General features: G+C 59.5%; 11 protein-coding genes. 5 read left to right on the forward strand and 6 right to left on the reverse strand.

Features of this window, described 5'->3' with window-relative positions; all coding sequences use genetic code 11:
- Positions 1 to 105 precede the first annotated feature (105 nt).
- Positions 106 to 735: a glutathione S-transferase family protein gene (locus DSM14862_RS19200; RefSeq protein ID WP_007120777.1), complete on the reverse strand. Its 630-nt coding sequence runs from the start codon at positions 733 to 735 to the stop codon at positions 106 to 108.
- 183 nt (positions 736 to 918) lie between these two features.
- Here DSM14862_RS19200 and DSM14862_RS19205 point away from each other — a divergent pair, with 183 nt between their 5' ends.
- The 4 genes from DSM14862_RS19205 (at position 919) to DSM14862_RS19220 (ending at position 9564) form a co-directional block, all read left to right on the forward strand.
- Entirely contained in the window at positions 919 to 3030 is a 2112-nt protein-coding gene (locus DSM14862_RS19205) for an NAD(+) synthase (protein WP_007120776.1), read from the forward strand.
- Between the two features lie 600 nt (positions 3031 to 3630).
- On the forward strand, positions 3631 to 4800 hold the full coding sequence (locus tag DSM14862_RS19210) for an efflux RND transporter periplasmic adaptor subunit (RefSeq protein ID WP_007120774.1): 1170 nt from the start codon (positions 3631 to 3633) through the stop codon (positions 4798 to 4800).
- The gene (locus DSM14862_RS19215) at positions 4797 to 7916 is read left to right on the forward strand and encodes an efflux RND transporter permease subunit (RefSeq protein WP_007120773.1); all 3120 of its coding nucleotides are present in this window, start codon (positions 4797 to 4799) and stop codon (positions 7914 to 7916) included. Before DSM14862_RS19210 ends, DSM14862_RS19215 begins: the two co-directional genes overlap by 4 nt.
- A gap of 91 nt (positions 7917 to 8007) precedes the next feature.
- A complete protein-coding gene (locus DSM14862_RS19220; protein ID WP_007120772.1) occupies positions 8008 to 9564 on the forward strand; it encodes a phospholipase D-like domain-containing protein in 1557 nt (518 codons plus the stop codon).
- Between the two features lie 14 nt (positions 9565 to 9578).
- On the opposite strand, the gene DSM14862_RS19225 is transcribed toward DSM14862_RS19220, so the two are convergent.
- The 5 genes from DSM14862_RS19225 to DSM14862_RS19245 form a co-directional block, all read right to left on the reverse strand.
- Positions 9579 to 10838: an OpgC family protein gene (locus tag DSM14862_RS19225; protein WP_007120771.1), complete on the reverse strand. Its 1260-nt coding sequence runs from the start codon at positions 10836 to 10838 to the stop codon at positions 9579 to 9581.
- On the reverse strand, positions 10825 to 12627 hold the full coding sequence (gene mdoH / locus DSM14862_RS19230) for a glucans biosynthesis glucosyltransferase MdoH (protein ID WP_007120770.1): 1803 nt from the start codon (positions 12625 to 12627) through the stop codon (positions 10825 to 10827). The genes DSM14862_RS19225 and mdoH overlap by 14 nt, the downstream gene beginning before the upstream one ends.
- A gap of 172 nt (positions 12628 to 12799) precedes the next feature.
- Positions 12800 to 14299 (reverse strand): glucan biosynthesis protein, encoded by a 1500-nt coding sequence (locus DSM14862_RS19235; RefSeq protein ID WP_007120769.1) that lies wholly within the window; start codon positions 14297 to 14299, stop codon positions 12800 to 12802.
- A gap of 379 nt (positions 14300 to 14678) precedes the next feature.
- On the reverse strand, positions 14679 to 15230 hold the full coding sequence (locus DSM14862_RS19240) for a 2OG-Fe(II) oxygenase (RefSeq protein WP_007120767.1): 552 nt from the start codon (positions 15228 to 15230) through the stop codon (positions 14679 to 14681).
- A gap of 206 nt (positions 15231 to 15436) precedes the next feature.
- The gene (locus DSM14862_RS19245) at positions 15437 to 16465 is read right to left on the reverse strand and encodes an Ldh family oxidoreductase (RefSeq protein ID WP_243254633.1); all 1029 of its coding nucleotides are present in this window, start codon (positions 16463 to 16465) and stop codon (positions 15437 to 15439) included.
- Between the two features lie 105 nt (positions 16466 to 16570).
- Between DSM14862_RS19245 and DSM14862_RS19250 the strand changes: the two genes are divergently transcribed.
- On the forward strand, positions 16571 to 18088 hold the full coding sequence (locus tag DSM14862_RS19250; RefSeq protein ID WP_007120764.1) for an aldehyde dehydrogenase (NADP(+)): 1518 nt from the start codon (positions 16571 to 16573) through the stop codon (positions 18086 to 18088).
- Positions 18089 to 18111: the final 23 nt, after the last annotated feature.

Consider the following 18111-nt stretch of genomic DNA (forward strand, 5'->3'; position numbering starts at 1 on the left):
CAGACCGCGCGAACGGCGGCACTGCCCATGCAAGTGCAACCGTTCAGTTTGGTGGTTGGTTCCCGCTGGCGTCATTGTCGCGCAAACGGCGGGGCATTTGGCGTGTCACCCTTCGGGAATATCGCCCATCACTTTGGGCACGTGATAGCCTTTTTGCACCGCGCCCCGCGCCCGCAGGCGTTGGTACCATGCGCGCACGTTTGGATATTCGGTAAGGTCGATCTGCTGCCATTCATAGCGCGAGACCCAAGGCCAGCAGGCCATATCGGCGATAGAGTATTCGCCGCAGATATGGTCACGCCCCTCCAGTTGTTTGTCGAGCACGGCGTAGAGGCGTTTGACCTCAGCGCTGAACCGCTCTTCTGCATAGGCGGCTTTGCCGGGGTTAAAGTGCAAGAAATGATGTGCCTGCCCGGCCATGGGGCCAAAGCCGCCCATTTGCCACATCAGCCATTGCATCACTTCGGCCCGCGCCACCTGACCTTCGGGCAAGAAGCGGCCATGTTTCTCGGCCAGATACCACATGATCGCGCCGGATTCCATCAAGCTGACCCCGGTCTCATGGTCGACGATGGCGGGGATTTTGTTGTTGGGACTGATCTTTAGAAACTCGGGGGTGTGTTGTTCGTCTTTGCCGATGTTGATGGCATGCACGTTATAGTCGAGCCCAAGCTCTTCAAGCAGGATCGAGACCTTGCGGCCGTTTGGGGTGGTCCATGTATAAAGGTCGATCATCGCTATTGGTCCCGTCTATGGATGCGCGCGCATTGATTTCTTGCAATGTTAAGCAGGCGCGCAAGGTTGGGTCAATGTGCAGTCCGATCAGGCGGCCCCGCGTGAACGCAGAAGAGAAATCCATGCATTTTGCGCTTGCACGCGAAGGGTGTAACAAGGTTCATCGGGTCAATCCGCCGCGCCATGATCCGGGAGCGTGGCCCGAAAGTCGATATTGAAGGAAACCTTGACGTGAGCACGAGCCAAGCCGACGCCTTTACCGCCTACCACCGTCATGGCTTTGTCCGCGTGGCCACCTGCACGCCGCGGGTGCGCCCTGCCGATGTGGCGTTCAACCGCGATAGTCTGCTGGAGGAAATGCGCCGTGCCGACACGGCCCGCGTTGATCTGCTGGTCTGCCCTGAACTGTCGCTTTCCTCTTATGCGATTGACGATCTGCACATGCAGGACGCGCTGCTGAATGCGGTGGAAGAGGCGCTTGGGGCGCTCATTGAGGCCACCGCCAAGATGACACCGGTGGTCCTACTCGGCGCGCCGTTGCGGCGCGAGGGGCGGCTTTATAACTGTGCCATCGCGATATCACGCGGGCAGGTGTTGGGGGTGGTGCCAAAATCCTACCTGCCCAACTACCGCGAGTTCTATGAGAAGCGCTGGTTTGCCCATGGCCGTGACACCAGCGGTGAAATCACCGTGGCGGGACGTCGCGTGCCCTTCGGCGATGATCTGATTTTTGAAGCGACGGATCTTCCTGGCCTGATCTTTCATGCCGAGATTTGCGAAGACCTTTGGACGCCTGCACCGCCGTCGGCTGATGCGGCCCTTGGAGGGGCGTTGATCTTGGCCAACCTTTCTGCCTCTAACATCGTGATCGGCAAGTCGTCAGACCGCCATCTGCTCTGCCGGTCGCAATCCATGCGCGCCTTTGCGGCCTATGTCTATTCCGCCGCCGGGCCGGGCGAGAGCACGACTGATCTGGCGTGGGACGGGCAGGGGATGATCCACGAATTGGGCGATCTGCTGGCGGAATCCACCCGCTTTCCGCTGGAGCCGGAACTGACCATTGCCGATGTGGACTGCGGGCGCATTCAGTCAGAGCGGATGCGAACGGGCAGTTTCCATGACGCCGCACGGCACCGCGCACCCTCATTCCGCCGCGTGACGTTCACCCATCAGCCGCATTATGAAAACGCGGGCCTGCAACGCCCGCTGCGCCGTTTTCCCTATGTGCCGAACCGCGAAAGCCATCTGGATCAAGATTGCTATGAGGCGTTCAACATTCAGGTCGAAGGCCTACGGCGTCGGTTTGAGGCGACCAAGAGCAAGACGATGGTCATCGGCATTTCTGGCGGGCTCGATTCCACCCATGCGCTGATCGTGGCGGCCAAGACCTGTGATCGAATGGGGCTGCCGCGTGACTGTATTTTAGGGTTCACCATGCCCGGCTTCGCCACCTCCGAGGGCACCAAATCCAACGCATGGAAGCTGATGCGCGCCATGGGCATCACCGCCGATGAGATCGACATCCGCCCCGCTGCGCGGCAGATGCTAGAGGATATGGATCACCCCTTCTCGGACGGAGAGCCGGTCTATGACATCACCTTTGAAAACGTGCAGGCCGGTTTGCGCACCGACTACCTTTTCCGGTTGGCCAACCAGCGGCAGGGTTTTGTCATCGGCACTGGCGATCTGAGTGAGCTGGCGCTTGGCTGGTGTACCTATGGCGTGGGCGATCAGATGAGCCATTATGCCGTGAACACCGGCGTCCCGAAGACGCTGATCCAATATCTGATCCGCTGGTCTACTCGCTCGGGCCAATTCGACGCTGAGACCGACAAGGTGCTCGACGCCATTTTGGAGACCGAGATTTCACCCGAATTAGTGCCTGCGGCCGAGGGCGAGGACATTCAAAGCACCGAGGCGATGATCGGGCCCTATGAGTTGAACGATTTCTTCCTCTACCACACAATGCGCTATGGGCTGTCACCGTCAAAGGTGGCTTTCCTCGCATGGCACGCTTGGCATGATATCGAACAGGGCCGCTGGCCAGATGGTTTTCCGCAGGCCAAGCGCAACGCTTACGACCTTCAAACCATCCGCCACTGGCTGGAAAAATTCCTCCATCGTTTCTTTGCCACCAGCCAGTTCAAACGTTCGGCGCTGCCGAATGGGCCAAAGGTCAGTGCCGGGGGTGCGTTGTCGCCGCGCGGCGATTGGCGGGCGCCGTCGGACAGTGTGGCGACCCCGTGGTTGGACGAGTTGCGCCGCAATGTGCCCGAAGCATGGCCCGAGGGGTAAGCAGCCCTATTCATCGCAGCTCCTACGGTTGAAACTCCGACCAAGCGGAAACCGTAACCCCTGCCCGCCGATAGTTAAGTCGGTAAGAGAGCACACCGTGATCGAAACCCAAGGGCGATAAGCGCAAGGTGCATCAACGCCGCTGCCGAAGTGACAGCGGCGAGCGAGACAACGGTGCGGATATGCCCAACGCCCCTGACCAGCCGCGGTGCAACAAAAAACCTGATGCTCAGACCCGCGAACATGCCCGACATGATTAGGGTCACCGCATCAATCCCCGCGCAGACGGTCAGACGCGTGCCTCGCAACCCAATGCTCATCAGCCAAAGTTGAGGCTGAGCAGTCATATCGTCAATGACATGACCGTAGCGCGCGTGATAATTCTTTAATCTCAGCTTCGCCCATATTTTGTGCGGCGGATTTGCCATTTCTAGTAATCAACCCAGACGCTCTTCCACCGGGCAAGGTTCCGCGTCATAGTCGTATCAGCCAGTGGTTCCTTCGCGGAATGTCCAGCCAATGATCAAGCAGATTTGACGTGCCTTTTTCGGGGGGATGCTCAAATATGCGCCTTGTAACGCAATTTGAAAGCGCATCCTCGTGAAAGCCCTGCGCCAATTTATCGTATTCCTGCTGGTTCTCGTTGCCGGTCTTTATGTGATGTTAACCTACGTGCCTGCGTCTCGCCCCTTCGTGGCGCAGACGGGTGTCCTTGATCTTTTGGGTATCGGCGCGGCACCGGAAAAGCCCAAGGCGTCAGGTGGCGGCTGGGGCGGCGGCGGGCCATCGCTGGTCGTGACTGCCGAGGTGGGCCAAGAGACATTAGCCGACCGCATTACCGCCATTGGCGACGGGCGCGCGCGCCGGTCCGTGACCGTGCGGTCCAACGCGGTGGGGGTCATTACCGAACTCAATCTGCCCGCCGGGCAGCTGATTGAAAAAGGCGCTGTGATCGCGCTGTTGGAGGATCAGGCCGAGCAGATCGCGCTGAAACAGGCCGAATTGCAGCTAGAGAATGCCCGCACCGAACAGGTCCGCGTAGAGCGATTGCAAAACACAGGCGCGGTTAGCCAAGTGCGCTTGCGCGAGACGGAACTGGCACTGCAAAGCGCTGAGCTTGCACTCAGCCAAGCGCAGTTTGACCTTTCTCAGCGCCGTATTCTTGCGCCGATCTCTGGCTGGGTTGGGATCACTGACATCGAGGAAGGCGACCGGGTGAATGCCCAAGACGAACTCGCCACCCTGACCGACCGCAGCGAGATCTTAATTGATTTCCGCGTGCCAGAGCGTGTGGTGGCCAAATTGGCCTTGGGTAAAGAAATCATCGTCACCCCCCTTGGCATGCGCGATCTTACCCTCAAGGGCGAAGTCAGCGCTATCGACAGTGTGATTGACCGCGCCAGCCGCACTCTGTTGGTGCAAGGCCGGGTGCCGAACGAAGACGACCAATTGCGCGCTGGCATGGCGTTCTCCGTCAGCCTCACATTTGTCGGTGACGCGCTTTTGGCGATTCCGCCGTTGGCGGTGCAATGGTCCTCCGACGGTCCATTTGTCTGGGCAGTGCGCGAGGGCAAGGCGCAACAGGTCGCGGTGGAAATCGCGCAGCGCAACAGCGATTCCGTCTTGGTTCTATCGGAAGAGCTTGCCGCCACTGATGTCGTGGTGACCGAGGGCGTGCAAACCCTGCGCGAAGGCGGCGATGTGCGAGAAGCCAATCAATCCGGCAGCGTGCAGTCAGACGCCGCATCCCCAGAAAAGAAATCCCTATGAGCGCAAGTGCCCCGAGCGAAGGTTCGCCGCCCCCTTCCACCGGAGGCGGGACAGCGCTTTTTGTACGGCGGCCAATCCTTGCCTTTGTGTTGAACGCGCTGATCGTGCTGGCAGGCGTCGCCGCGCTCTTTGGGGCGGAAATTCGCGAACTGCCAAATGTCGATCGGCCCGTCGTAACTGTCACCACGACCTTCTCGGGTGCCTCCCCTGAATCTGTCGACCAAGAGCTGACGGGACGGATCGAAGGCGCTGTTGGCCGTGTCTCTGGCGTGCGGGCAATCTCGTCCAACTCACGTTTTGGACGCAGTCGGGTCACGCTTGAGTTCAATGACAGCACTGATATCGACGTGGCTGCCACCGATGTCCGTGACGCTGTCGCGCGGATTTTAAACCAACTGCCCGACGGCGCCGAGCAGCCGCAGATCGTCAAGGCCGACGCCAATGCCCAGCCGGTGATGCGGATTGCCGTGACCTCCATGGGCCGCTCGCCCGAAGAGCTGACCAAACTTGTGCAGGACCGCGTCGAAGATCGGCTGATCTCGGTCAACGGGGTCGCGGACCTGCAGATTTACGGCGACCGCGAGCCATTTTTTCGGGTCGATATTGATCAGTTGGAACTGGCCAGTCGTGGCCTAACCTTGGGCGATATCCAACGCGCCTTGGCCGATGTCGCCTATGATGCCCCTGCGGGCGATCTTGCGGGGGACCGCCAGTCGATCAACGTACGCACAACCGCCAGCGTCGCCACAACGCAGGCCTTTGAAGCGATGGAAATCAAGGAGAATGTCCGGCTTGGCGATGTCGCTCAAGTGACGCTCGGCCCCGCCAAGGGCGAAACGATCTTACGCGCGAATGGGCAATTGGGGTTGGGCATCGGGATTATCCGGCAGGCGACCTCGAACACTTTGGAAATTTCAAACGACGTGCGCGCCGTGGTGGCAGAATTGAATGGCACGCTGCCCGAAGATGTGCGGATCTTTGTCACCTCTGACGACGCGACCTTTATCTCGGGCTCGATCCGCGAAGTGCTCTCGACGCTGGCCTTTGCTGTGGGCATCGTCGTTGCGGTGATTTTCATCTTTTTGCGCGATTTCCGCGCCACGCTGATACCGGCGCTGACCCTGCCCGTGGCCCTGATCGGCACATTGGCGGCGATCTATCTGGTCGGTTTTTCGATCAATATCCTGACACTGCTCGCCTTGGTTTTGGCCACGGGCATGGTAGTGGATGACGCGATTGTCGTCTTGGAAAATATCGTGCGACAGCGTGCGGCGGGCATGGGGCCACGCGCGGCGGCGGTGCTGGGCACGTCGCAGGTGTTCTTTGCCGTTGTCACCACCACCGCGACGCTGGCGGCAGTTTTCATCCCGCTGTCGTTCCTGCCCGGCCAAGCAGGCGGGTTGTTTCGAGAGTTCGGCTTTACCCTCGCGATCGCGGTGATGCTGTCTTCTGTCGTGGCACTCAGCCTTTGCCCCGTTTTGGCCAGCCGTTTGCTCACCCGGCCTGCAGCGGAAAATCCGCGCGGTCCTGTGGTGGCCCTTGGCAACGGGCTTTTCCGGCTCTACGCCGCGACGCTTCGCTGGGCACTGGCAATGCCCTATGTTGTGGTGCTGATTGCCGCCTTTGTGGCGCTGACGGCAGTGCTGGTTTCAGGCGAAATCCGCCAAGAGCTGACCCCGCGCGAAGACCGCGCCGTGGCCCTGCTTAGCGTGACGGCCCCGCAGGGTGTGTCGCTTGAGTATACCCAAAGCAAAATGCGCGAGATCGAAGACCTGATAACCCCGCATCAAGAAGCCGGGGAGGTGACGAACATCTTCTCCATCACCGGGTTTGGCGCGGACAACCGGGGCTTCATGGTGTTCACCCTCGCCGGATGGGAAGACCGCGCGCGCAGCCAAGATGAGATCGTCGGCGAGATGAATGGCAAGCTGCGCGGCATCGTTGGCGTGCGGGCCTTTGCGATCCAGCCCAATTCGCTAGGCATTCGCGGCGCGGGGCGGGGGCTGTCTTTTGCGATCACTGGTAACAACTATGAGCAACTCTCGGAAGTCGCGCAGGCGATGGTTGACCGACTGAGCACGAACCCCGCGATGGGCCAAGTGCGGCTGGAGTATGAGCGCACGCAACCGCAGCTTTTCGTGCAGATTGACCGGACGTTGGCGGCTGATCTGGGCGTTGATATCACAGGCTTGGGCCAAGCCTTGCAAGCCATGCTCGACGGGCGCGAGGTGGCATCGGTCTTTATCGACGACACCAGCTACGGCGTGCAGATGCTGTCGACCTCAGACCCGGTGAACGACCCGCGCGACCTTGAGAATGTCTTTGTCCAATCGGGCAACGGGCAGATGATCTCATTGGCCAGTTTTGTCACCCTCGAAGAACGCGCCGTCGCACCTGAGCTGGACCGCGAAGGTCAGAACCGTTCGGTCGAGATTTCTGCGGGGCTGACGCCGGGTCTGTCGCTTGGGGACGCGCTGGTGCAAGTGCGCGCCATCGGCGATGAGGTGCTTGGCGATGAAAACCTGATCGTGCCCTTGGCCGAAGCCGCCGCATTGGATCAAACCAGTTCGGGGCTTTTCGTAACCTTTGGCTTTGCGATCCTCGTGGTTTTCCTCGTCCTTGCTGCCCAGTTTGAGAGTTTCGTCTCGGCCATTGTGGTGATGGCCACGGTGCCTTTGGGGCTCGCCTGCGCGATATTCGCGCTGTTGATGACGGGGCAAAGCCTGAACGTCTATAGCCAGATCGGTTTGGTTATGTTGATCGGGATCATGGCCAAGAATGGCATTCTTATCGTTGAGTTTGCCAATCAACTACGCGATCAAGGGGCGGATATTCATGAGGCGATCTTTGGCGCATCTACGATCCGCCTGCGTCCCGTGATGATGACGATGACCTCAACCGTGCTGGGGGGCGTGCCGCTTATCTTATCTTCGGGCGCGGGGGCAGAAGCGCGCGAGGCGCTTGGTTGGGTGATTGTGGGGGGCTTGGGGATGGCCACGCTATCCACGCTTTACCTCACCCCTGTTGCCTATTTTCTTTTGGCCCGGTTCACCACTCCCAAAGCGGCGGAAGAAGCCCGGCTGCAGCGCGAACTCTCTGAGGCGCAGGTGGTCTGAGCGGCCTGTCTGCGTGATATTTCGTGACCTATGCAACTTCGGCCAGTGGTGGGCGTTTAGCCATGTAGGACCAAAGCGAAAGGGACATGACGTGCGCAGCGATCTAAGTTTGGCAACACCCAGCAACGAGTCCCCCGCCGACGGGGCAAACAGCCCAAGCCTTTTCACCGACAGCACAACCTGGCGTGTGGTGCGGGCCGACCGCTTTGGCCTGATCGTCGACGCTGCGGATTACTTTCGGATTTTGCGCGAAATTTTTCTGGGTGCCCGTCAGCAACTCATGCTTGTTGGCTGGGATTTTGATTTTGAACTCGAAATGCTGCCGGGCGAAAGTGATGATGATGGCAACGCCCCTGACGGCTATCCCAATCAGCTTGGGGCTTTTGTCGAAGCGGTGGTTGAACGGACGCCCGAGTTGCATGTCTATCTGTTGAAATGGAACGGGGCTGTGCTCGCCGCGCCGGGACGGTTGGTCCCCTCGCTTGCTCTCAGCCTGTTCGGCGGGGACCGCATTCATTTTGCATTGGATGGGCATCACCCTTTCGGTGCCTGCCATCATCAAAAAATCGTCGTGGCCGACGATGCTTTGGCCTTTTGTGGCGGCATCGACGCGACGGAAGACCGCTGGGACACCCCAGACCACCTGCCGGGTGACCCGCGCCGGGTACGCAAGGATGGCACACCGTCTGATCCTTGGCACGATGCGACCTCGGCCATATCCGGCCCCGCTGCCGCAGCCTTTGGTGAACTTTCCCGCCGCCGCTGGCTGCGGGCCACCGGCGACGAGATTGAAGGGCCGTCGAATGCGCTTGAGTTCGAATGGCCCGACCTTCTGCCAGTAGATGCCGAAGACGTTGACGTGGGCATCGCGCGCACCGAACCGCCTTTTGACGAAGAGCCTCTGATCAATGAGATCGAACAGCTCTATCTTGCAGGGATAAAGTCCGCGCGGAAGTATATTTATATTGAATCACAGTATCTTGCCGCTGAATCGGTTTGCGATGCGCTAAAGGAGCGTTTGGTTGAAAAAGACGGACCGGAGATTGCTATCATCAACCCGCGCAACGCGGAATCACAGTTAGAAGACGATGCGATGCACGTCTTGCGTGAGCGGCTGGTCGAAGAGTTAAAGCGCGCAGATCATCAAAACCGTTTCCGCATCTATTTCCCGGTCACTGATGAGGATGAGCCGATCTATGTCCACGCGAAGATCATGATTATCGACGATCATTTGCTGCGGCTTGGGTCTAGCAACCTTAACAACCGCTCTATGGGGTTCGACACGGAATGCGACGTCGCGATTGAGCAGCCCGCTGAGGTCATTGAAGGGTTCAGGAACAGGTTGCTTGCAGAGCACTTGGGCCAAACGGTTGAGCGTGTGGTCGAGGTTATGACGCGCACGGGATCGATGATTGGCACGATCGAAACCCTTAATGGCGAAAAGGGCCGGGGGCTGCGTGCGGTTTTTCGGGGCAGTGAAACTGTGGTCGGTGGCTTTCTGGCCAACACCCGTTTGCTCGACCCACGTTACCACCCCGGAGAGAACACCTCCACCGGGCGCGGCATCCGCCCGCGTCATCTGGGGCTGATCGCAGGCGGGCTGGGCGCTGCTTGGTTGGCATGGCGCAAATGGGGGCGGCGGGACTAGCCGCCCCTTTCGCGTTAAGGTGTTACCGCAATCGTGCGCGTTTTCTCGAAAACAGTTCCACTCTTCGCGGGGTCCATTGGCGTTGCCTGCGCGGACAAAATCCGGCGTGATATGTCGGCGATTAACGCGATTGCAAAGAGTGCCGCTGTCCCGAGTGCTGGCAGAACCCAAGGCATCCAAACTGCATTTGGGTGTGCCAACATCAACGTCTGACAGACCAGCGCCAGAACCGTACCGCTGGCAAAGATCAGCAGCCCGTGTTGGCCAATCAGCCGGAATGGGCCAGCCGCCCGATGTCCTGCCAGTCGGGTCACGCTTGGCAGTTGGGACAGAAAATATCCTAATGCCAGAATATGGATGAACCGGGGCGCAGAGAGATAGGTTTTGTCATGCGACGTGAGATTAAAGGGCACGCCAGCCTCTCTCAGGTTGTGCATCTGAAGGTTTAGGTATTTGCCCAACCCCGGCACGTATTTCCACGCGAGGACCCCAAGCAGCACTGCAATCGACAGGCCAAAAAGGAATCTGGATGCGGGAAAGAAGCGATGCCCCTGGCGCTGACTTAGCCCGACCAACAGCCCGCAAACAAAAATTGCCTGCCATGCGAAGGGATTGAAAAACCAGCCGCCAGGATTGGGATAGTTCGGCAGGTTAAGACGGAAAACGCCAGTAAACAGCCAAAGGGTAAGCGACAGGGTGAGCAAAATCCGGGGCCAGCGCAGCCCAAGGATGATTGCCGCCGGAGCGCAGACCAGCAAGACCGAATAGGCCGGTAGAATATTCACATAGCCAAACTGATGCGTCAAAAGCGGGATGCCGATTAAGGCTTGGGTCGGGTTTTGAAACACTTGCCGCATGTTGATCTTGGTCTGGAGTTCGGCCTGTGCGGTGATCTGAAACGCTCCTGCAAAGATGGCCAAAGCAATGGCAGACAAGGCTATTTGCACAAGGTAAAGGGACCAAGCGCGCTTCCACAGAGGCGCGACCGCACGCCAAAGGCCGTGGCGCACGCGGTCTCTTTCGATAAACCGGGGGGTATAGGCCAATCCCGCCGCAATGCCGGACATCAGGAAAAACGCCTCGGCAGCATCGGCAAACCCTAGGTTGCGGATGGTTAAATACTCGTAAGGATTGCCCGGCACGTGATTGATAAAGATCATGATCAGCGCAAGGCCGCGAAACACGTCTATGCGCGGGTCGCGGGGGGCTTTGCCGATACGAGCAGAGCCCGCAGATACCGCCGCGGAGGACAGGCCGACATTATGCTGTTGCATGGATCAGGTCAGTCGATGTGAGGTTGTTCATCAGGTGCTCATCATTCCAAGTCAGCCGCCAGACATCGCAAATGCTGTCGTATTGCGCGACGATATCAAGCGGGTTTGCATCCTCTGTCACGGTGAAACTCTGGCTTGAAGGGAGCGAAGACCAAGCAATAAGGAATGGCGCAAACACCATCGGGACTGCCACCGGCAGCAACCAGACGGTCAGGTCCGGCGCGAGCCATTGCACCGCTGCCAAGATCACAGCCCCGATCAACACGATCCAACTGCCCGCCGCCCAGCCGTCACGCAGGCTCAGCCGACCTTCATTGCGCTGATTTGCAGGCCAGCCACCATCTTGGCCCGATAGAACCTGTAAGACCGACCGGCTGTGATAGAGCAACATCAACGGGGCCAAGAGCGTCGTCAGGATGACTTCACTCAAAACAGACCGTGCCATACGCAAGCTGTAACCAAAGTCGCGCGCCCGACCAAAAAGGGCCGCGTGGAGCAGGATCAGCATCTTTGGAACCACCAAAAGTCCCAACACGCCCAAAGCCAACAACGTGATCTCACGGGTGCTGGTGTCGGGAAAAACGGGAAAAAGTTGATACGGTCCGGGAAAGTATTCTGGCGGCGGCGCATAAAGAGTACTGATCGCTGACGTGACCAAAAACGCGGCCCAAAGTAGGGAAACCACATAGGCGGTTACATTTTGCAGGAACACAAACCGGCTCCACCCCGCCAGCCCGGGTGCAAAGATCAACCGGGCATGTTGAAGGTTGCCTTGGCACCAGCGGCGCTCTCGACGTGCGAAAGAAAGGACATTTTCCGGGCCCTCTTCGAAGGAACCGCTCAAGGTTTCGTCGACCTCAACCTTCCATCCTGCGCGGGCCAGCAAAGCGGCTTCGACGTAGTCGTGGCTTAGGATATGGCCGCCCAAAGGGGGCGGACCGGAAAGTTCGGGCAGGCCGCAGCTTTCGGCAAAAGCGTTGACCCGAATGATCGCGTTGTGACCCCAAAATGGGCCGGTCGGGCCTTGCATGCGGGCGAGGCCACGGGTGAAAATCGGGCCGTGAAACCAAGAGGCAAACTGCAAAGCACGGCCAAAAAACGACCGTGCGCCAATAATCTTGGGCAGGGTTTGCAATAGCCCCAACCGCGGGTCGGACTGCATCCGGGCAATCATCGCGCGGATCGTGCTGCCCTCCATCAAACTGTCTGCGTCAAGGATCACGGCCAGTTCATAAGCCCCACCAGAGGTGCGGATGAACTCTTCGATATTGCCCGCCTTGCGGCCTGTGTTGTCACGCCGCCTGCGGTAAAAGATGCGCCCCGCGCCGTTCGTCTCGCGCAGCAAACGTGCAAAGGCGAACTGCTCTTTCCCGGCCAAAATTTCGTCGCGGGTATCAGACAGAACGACGAAATCAGCGGCGACACCGGCCTGTGCCACAGAGCGGTCGATCGCGGCGATGCGGGCGAATGTGGTCAGCGGGTCTTCGTTGCAGATGGGCACCGCAACCACGGTGCGGGGCTGCGGCGCGTGAAGTTCTGGGCGCGGTGCGTCCGATCTGGCGCCGAACAACCCGATCAGTGCAAGCGAGGCCCCCCATGCCAGCCAAGCTGTCGTAGCAAAGACAAGCACGGCGCGGATGCCATCCCAACCACTGAAACCGTCCCGCGCGGCCGCCTCTGCCAAAAGCGTCGAGGCGATGACAGCACATCCAAGCGAAACGGTCACGGCAAGCGCCCGTGCAAAGCGCGTTCGGGTGTCCGCTGCAAGCTGCGTCTGCTGGCGTATCATCGGTGTCAGGCCTTACGGCGCAGCAAAAGGGCCCGCGTCAATTCAACAAGTCCGGCCCGATGTGGACGTCGTTCCAAGGTCTGTCTGGGCATCAACAGTGGCGCCACTGGCGGCATCCAGTTTTCCACCTCTGTCGTCATTGCCGAATAAGGGGATTCCCCCTCGTTAAAGCTTACGCGTTGATCCATTGGTACACCCATGTCTCTGTAAGATTGCGGTCATATCCCGATAGAACTGCCTTGATCTCGACGATGGCGTCGGGCTCTGCGCGCAATTCCAGTACAAGCCGCCATTCATTTCTGCCGGCGACCCGGCTTAGGATTGCCTCAACAATTTCACCGTTCTGCGCGCTTGCAACCGGTTCCAATTTCGCGTCGCTCGGCATATCGCTGAGCTGACCCCCGGCAAAGTCGATGACGAATTTGCGCGTTTCGGTATCTGCCTTAACACCCGCAACCCCGCCATGGCCCGAGCGCAGCCTTACCACACGACCAAGGGTTTTCGGTGTCGCGCCCGGCGGGTTGATCCCCCAGTGCATACGGTAGCTATAGGCCAATTCATCCCCGGCGCGTGTTTCGCCTTCGGGGATCCAATAGGCGACGATATTGTCGTTGCCTTCCAGATCCGACGGTATCTCAACCAGTCGAACCGTGCCCTTGCCCCAATCGCCCATCGGCTCAATCATCAGCGACGGTCGGCGCTCGTAATGGGCCTGTGCATCGAGGTAATGTTCAAAATCCCGGTTGCGCTGAACCAGTCCGAAAGAGCGTGGGTTCTCGGCTCCGAAATAGGAGCTGGCAAGGCGCGGTGGGTTGTTGAGCGGTCGGCAGAGGGTCGCGTCTTTGCCCGCATTCAGCACCAAAGCTTCGCTGTCATGGACCGAGGGGCGGAAATCGTCAAATGCCCCTTTGTCCGCACCATTATGTAAGAACATCGAGGTGAGTGGCGCGATGCCGAGTTGCTTGATGTCTTTGCGCAGAAAAAGACGCATCGTCACGTCGACCGAAGTCGTCTCTCCCGGTGTGACGGCCAACTGATACGCACCGGTCACAGACGGGCTATCGAGAGCGGCGTAGATCATCACGGTGGTATCGCCGGGTTCCGGACGGCGCAGCCAAACTTCGCTAAACCGGGGGAATTCTTCGCCTTCGGGCAGTCCGGTGTTCACTGCAAGCCCGCGTGCGCTCAGACCATAGAGCGTGTCTTTCCCAAGTGCGCGGAAATAGCTGGCACCTTGAAATACGATCAACTCATCAAAGATATCGGCGCGGTTAATCGGAGTGTGAAGACGGAAACCAGCAACGCCTGGCATTTCGGCATTGGGCGGGATCGACTTGGCCAAGGCATCGTCGTCATATTCAAAATCAGCCGTGGTAAAGCCCATAGGCGCAACACTGTCGCCTTGGACTTCATTGATTTTAACCGCCTCTTTGAACAGCCAGCCGGGATGGAAAGCCTGCACCCTAAAGCCAACGCCTTTTTCCTGCCAACGGGCCTGTTCAGGGCGGAAGCGAATGCGCTGGTAAGCGTCGTAATCAAGGTCTGCGAGGAACCCCTCGACAGGCTCAGCGGCCGCATAGCGCGACTGCGCCAGCTCACGCATCTCGTTTACAAGATTATCGAAGGTGAAGGACGCTGCAGCAACCTCCTGCGCGTGACTGCGTAGGGGCATAAGTGCTGAAGCAAAGGACACGGCTGAGAGCCTCAAAAACTGGCGCCTCTCCAAGCGAGCCGCTTTCAATCCTTCAGATCGTGTAGTGTTAGAAATCGACAATATAATACTCCGGGAGACACGTTATGAGTGTGCAATTTTGTGCCCTATCTAATCGTTTCGGCACCGCTGAAAACTTGAATCTCAATATTTCAGCGAAATGCTGCACAGCAGCGCGGGAAACCGCCGATCGGTCTTATGTTCTTCGCTGTTTGCCCAAAATTTCGCCTTGATTTCCGTAGGATCGCCGCTCTTTTGTGACACCCGGCGACGGTTTCGGCGCAAGCCCGCAGGCGATTGTCCGGCCTTCTGCCAGACCAACCGCTCCGCCAGGCCCGTTTTACCGAAACGCGGGCCCGTGCGCCCAAACGGTCATCGAATAGCGGGTGCCGTGTGTGACAGGTGTGACCTGATGCAGCGTGAAACTTGGGAAGATACTCACGCAGCCCTGTGTGCGATTGGCACTTAGCGTATGCGCACCCGGCATAACTTCCAGATCACCACCCTGATAGCTGTCGCCATCGCTCAATTGGAGCACGAGCGTCAGCTTGCGTTTTCCCGCCGCGGGGCCGCTTCCGATGTCGGAATGCCAGACGAAATGCCCGCTGTCTGACGCCTTGTAGATCGCGACCTGTGGGCTTTCTGCAAATTCGGTCAGATCGAACTCAAAATGCGCGCGGTTGGCTGTGCGCACCAGATCGATCAGGCGCTCCATCACCCATTCCATGCCTTCCACTTCGTCAGTCCAAACGAGCTGGGATTTGCGCAGGTTGTGATCCCGGTTGCGGCCCACCAACAACGCTTCGTCTGTGGGCACGTCAGAGATCCGTTTGATGATGGCCTCGCATTCGCTTTTGCTGAATGCAGCCGGCATTGCGTGTAGTGCAAGCATTCCTTCGGTCCTTTGGAAATGAGCCTGCTTCGGAGTGCGCGCATGCTGCGGCGAATCTCTTTGTCGAAGGTGGCTCGGTAATTTCCCTTAGCATGAAATCTGAACCGGAACGCTAGTGTACATTTGCGCTTCTTGCGCTTTCATTCTGGTGGGTACAGCGGCCACGTCCAACCAGCGCGAGATCGGTCTAGACGTGGCAGATTTAATTATACTGCATCAAGCCCTTGGGCCAGCAGGTGCTTTAGCCCGCTCATTTCTGCGTCAGTCAATGGAATACCATTGGCGCGCGTCTCTGCCCGCGCTTTGAAGCGACGTTGCGAGGGCAGGCGCGCGCCTTGGCTGAGAATGGCGGAAAAGAGCGTTTCGGCCCGGGCAAAAGGATCTCCGGGGCGGTCAGCGGCAAACTTCACCGGATCGAATGCGATGATCAGCTCGCCATGTGCAGGCGCAAGAGAAAGTGAGCCTAAGGCGTCGCGTGCCTCCGGGCTGGTCAGATCACCGATCATCACCCCCGCGAGCAGTTCAATCATGGTCGAAATGGCCGAGCCTTTGTGACCGCCGAACGGCAGCATCGCCCCGGCAAGGGCAGCTTCGGGGTCAGTGGTCGGCGTGCCGTCGGGGGCAATGGCCCAGCCTTCGGGCAGGGGTGTGCCCGCGCGGCGGTGCAGTTCGATCTCTCCACGCGCGGCGACGCTGGTGGCAAAGTCAAAGACGTAAGGATCGTCGCCCAAACGCGGCCAGCCGAATGCGAAGGGGTTCGTCCCCATTAGCGGATCGGTACCGCCCGAAGGGGCAACGCTGGCATAGCTGGGACACATGGCCATGGCGGCAAGGCCCATGTCCGTCAGGGCCTCGATCTCGGGCCAGAGGGCGGCGAAATGGGTGCAATCGTTGATCACCATCGCGGCAATCCCGGTGGCGCGGCAACGTTCGGCCAGCACCGGCGCGCCCGCGTCAAAAGCAGCGTTGGAGAAACCGCCGCCCGCGTTTACCCGCACGACGGCGCTTTCGTCTTGCACCACCTGAGGCACAGCATCGGGGACCACCTTGCCCGCCTTGATCGTGCGCAGGCACCCTTCGATCCGGTAGATGCCATGGGATTTGCAAGCATCGCCTTCGCCTGCCACGATCACCCGCGCCAAGGCAGACGCGTTAAGCGGCGATAAACCCGCTCCTTCGAAAATCCGGATGACAATTCCATTAAGTTCGTCGTGGGACAGGGTTGCATCGCTCATTTGGATCCTCGCACAGCTTGGGTTGCAATCATGCATACATCATGTATGCAGTTACGCAAAGACGCAAGCTGACACCGGGCCACGGCCCGCATGAAAGGATAGACGATGGCCTTTACCCCCCATGGCAAACACCTGATCGCCGGCGAATGGATCGCAACCGACGCGCGCTTTAGCTCCAGCCCCGCCCATGGAAACGCACATGAATTTTCGGTTGGCACAGTGGAACTTGTCGACCAAGCTTGCGAAGCCGCCGAAGCGGCGTTTTGGGATTATGGCTATTCCAGCCGGGCTGCTCGCGGGAAATTTCTGAACGCCATCGCCGATGAGATCGACGCACGCGGGGCACAGATCACCGAGATCGGCAGCCAAGAAAGCGGCCTGCCCGAAGCGCGCCTAGAGGGGGAGCGGGGCCGGACCGTTGGCCAACTGCGCCTCTTCGCCGCGCATATCGAAAAGGGCGAATACCTCGACCGCCGGTTTGATGCAGCGATGCCCGAGCGTCAGCCCGCGCCGCGCCCCGCGATCACCATGGTGCAACGCCCCATCGGCCCGGTCGCTGTCTTTGGCGCATCGAACTTCCCGCTGGCCTTCTCGGTCGCGGGTGGTGACACGGCGGCGGCGCTGGCGGCAGGCTGTCCCGTTGTGGTGAAAGGTCACTCCGCGCATCCCGGCACTGGTGAGATCGTGGCCGAAGCGATCCATGCGGCGGTTGAAAGCTGCGGCATGCCGTGCGGTGTGTTTTCGTTGATCCAAGGCGGCAACCGCGCCGTTGGTCAAGCCGTCGTGCAGCATCCGCTGATCAAAGCCGTGGGCTTTACAGGCTCTCTTGCCGGGGGCCGGGCGCTCTTTGATCTTTGCGCCGCGCGGCCAGAGCCGATCCCGTTCTTTGGGGAGTTGGGGTCGGTCAATCCGATGTTCATGCTGCCCGCCGCGATAGACGCACGGGGCGAAGAGCTGGGCAAAGGTTGGGCCGCGTCCCTGACCATGGGTGCGGGGCAGTTCTGCACCAATCCGGGCATTGCGGTGGTGATCGACGGTGCGGGCGCCGACAGTTTCGTGAATAGTGCTGCCGCCTCGTTGGAGGGTATGCCCGAGCAGGTCATGCTGACCGACGGCATCGCACAGGCCTATTGCGCGGGCCGCGACAAGTTCAATGCCGAGCAAAGCCTGCGCCAAGTGCATGTGGCCGAGAGCACAGGCCGCAACGCCGCCCCGGCGCTGTTCGAAACCACGGGCGCAGAGTTCAAAGCCAACCTGGCGCTGCATGAAGAAGTCTTTGGCCCGCTCGGACTGGTGGTGCGGGTTGCCTCGTTGGAAGAGATGCGTGCCCTCGCGGCTGAATTGGACGGTCAGCTGACGATCACGCTGCACATGGACGACGCCGATGTTGACGCTGCGCGTACCTTGATGCCGGTGCTAGAGCGCAAGGCTGGTCGCGTTTTGGCAAACGGTTTCCCGACGGGCGTCGAAGTGGTGGATTCCATGGTGCACGGCGGGCCATACCCTGCCAGCACCAACTTCGGCGCGACCAGTGTCGGCACCCTGTCGATCCGGCGTTTCTTGCGTCCGGTTTCCTATCAGAACCTGCCTGAAGCCCTCCTGCCCGAAGACGCGGTGGAATAATCAGAGGCAACGAAAGCCGGGCA

This window comes from Sulfitobacter indolifex, from assembly GCF_022788655.1.
Taxonomy (GTDB): domain Bacteria; phylum Pseudomonadota; class Alphaproteobacteria; order Rhodobacterales; family Rhodobacteraceae; genus Sulfitobacter; species Sulfitobacter indolifex.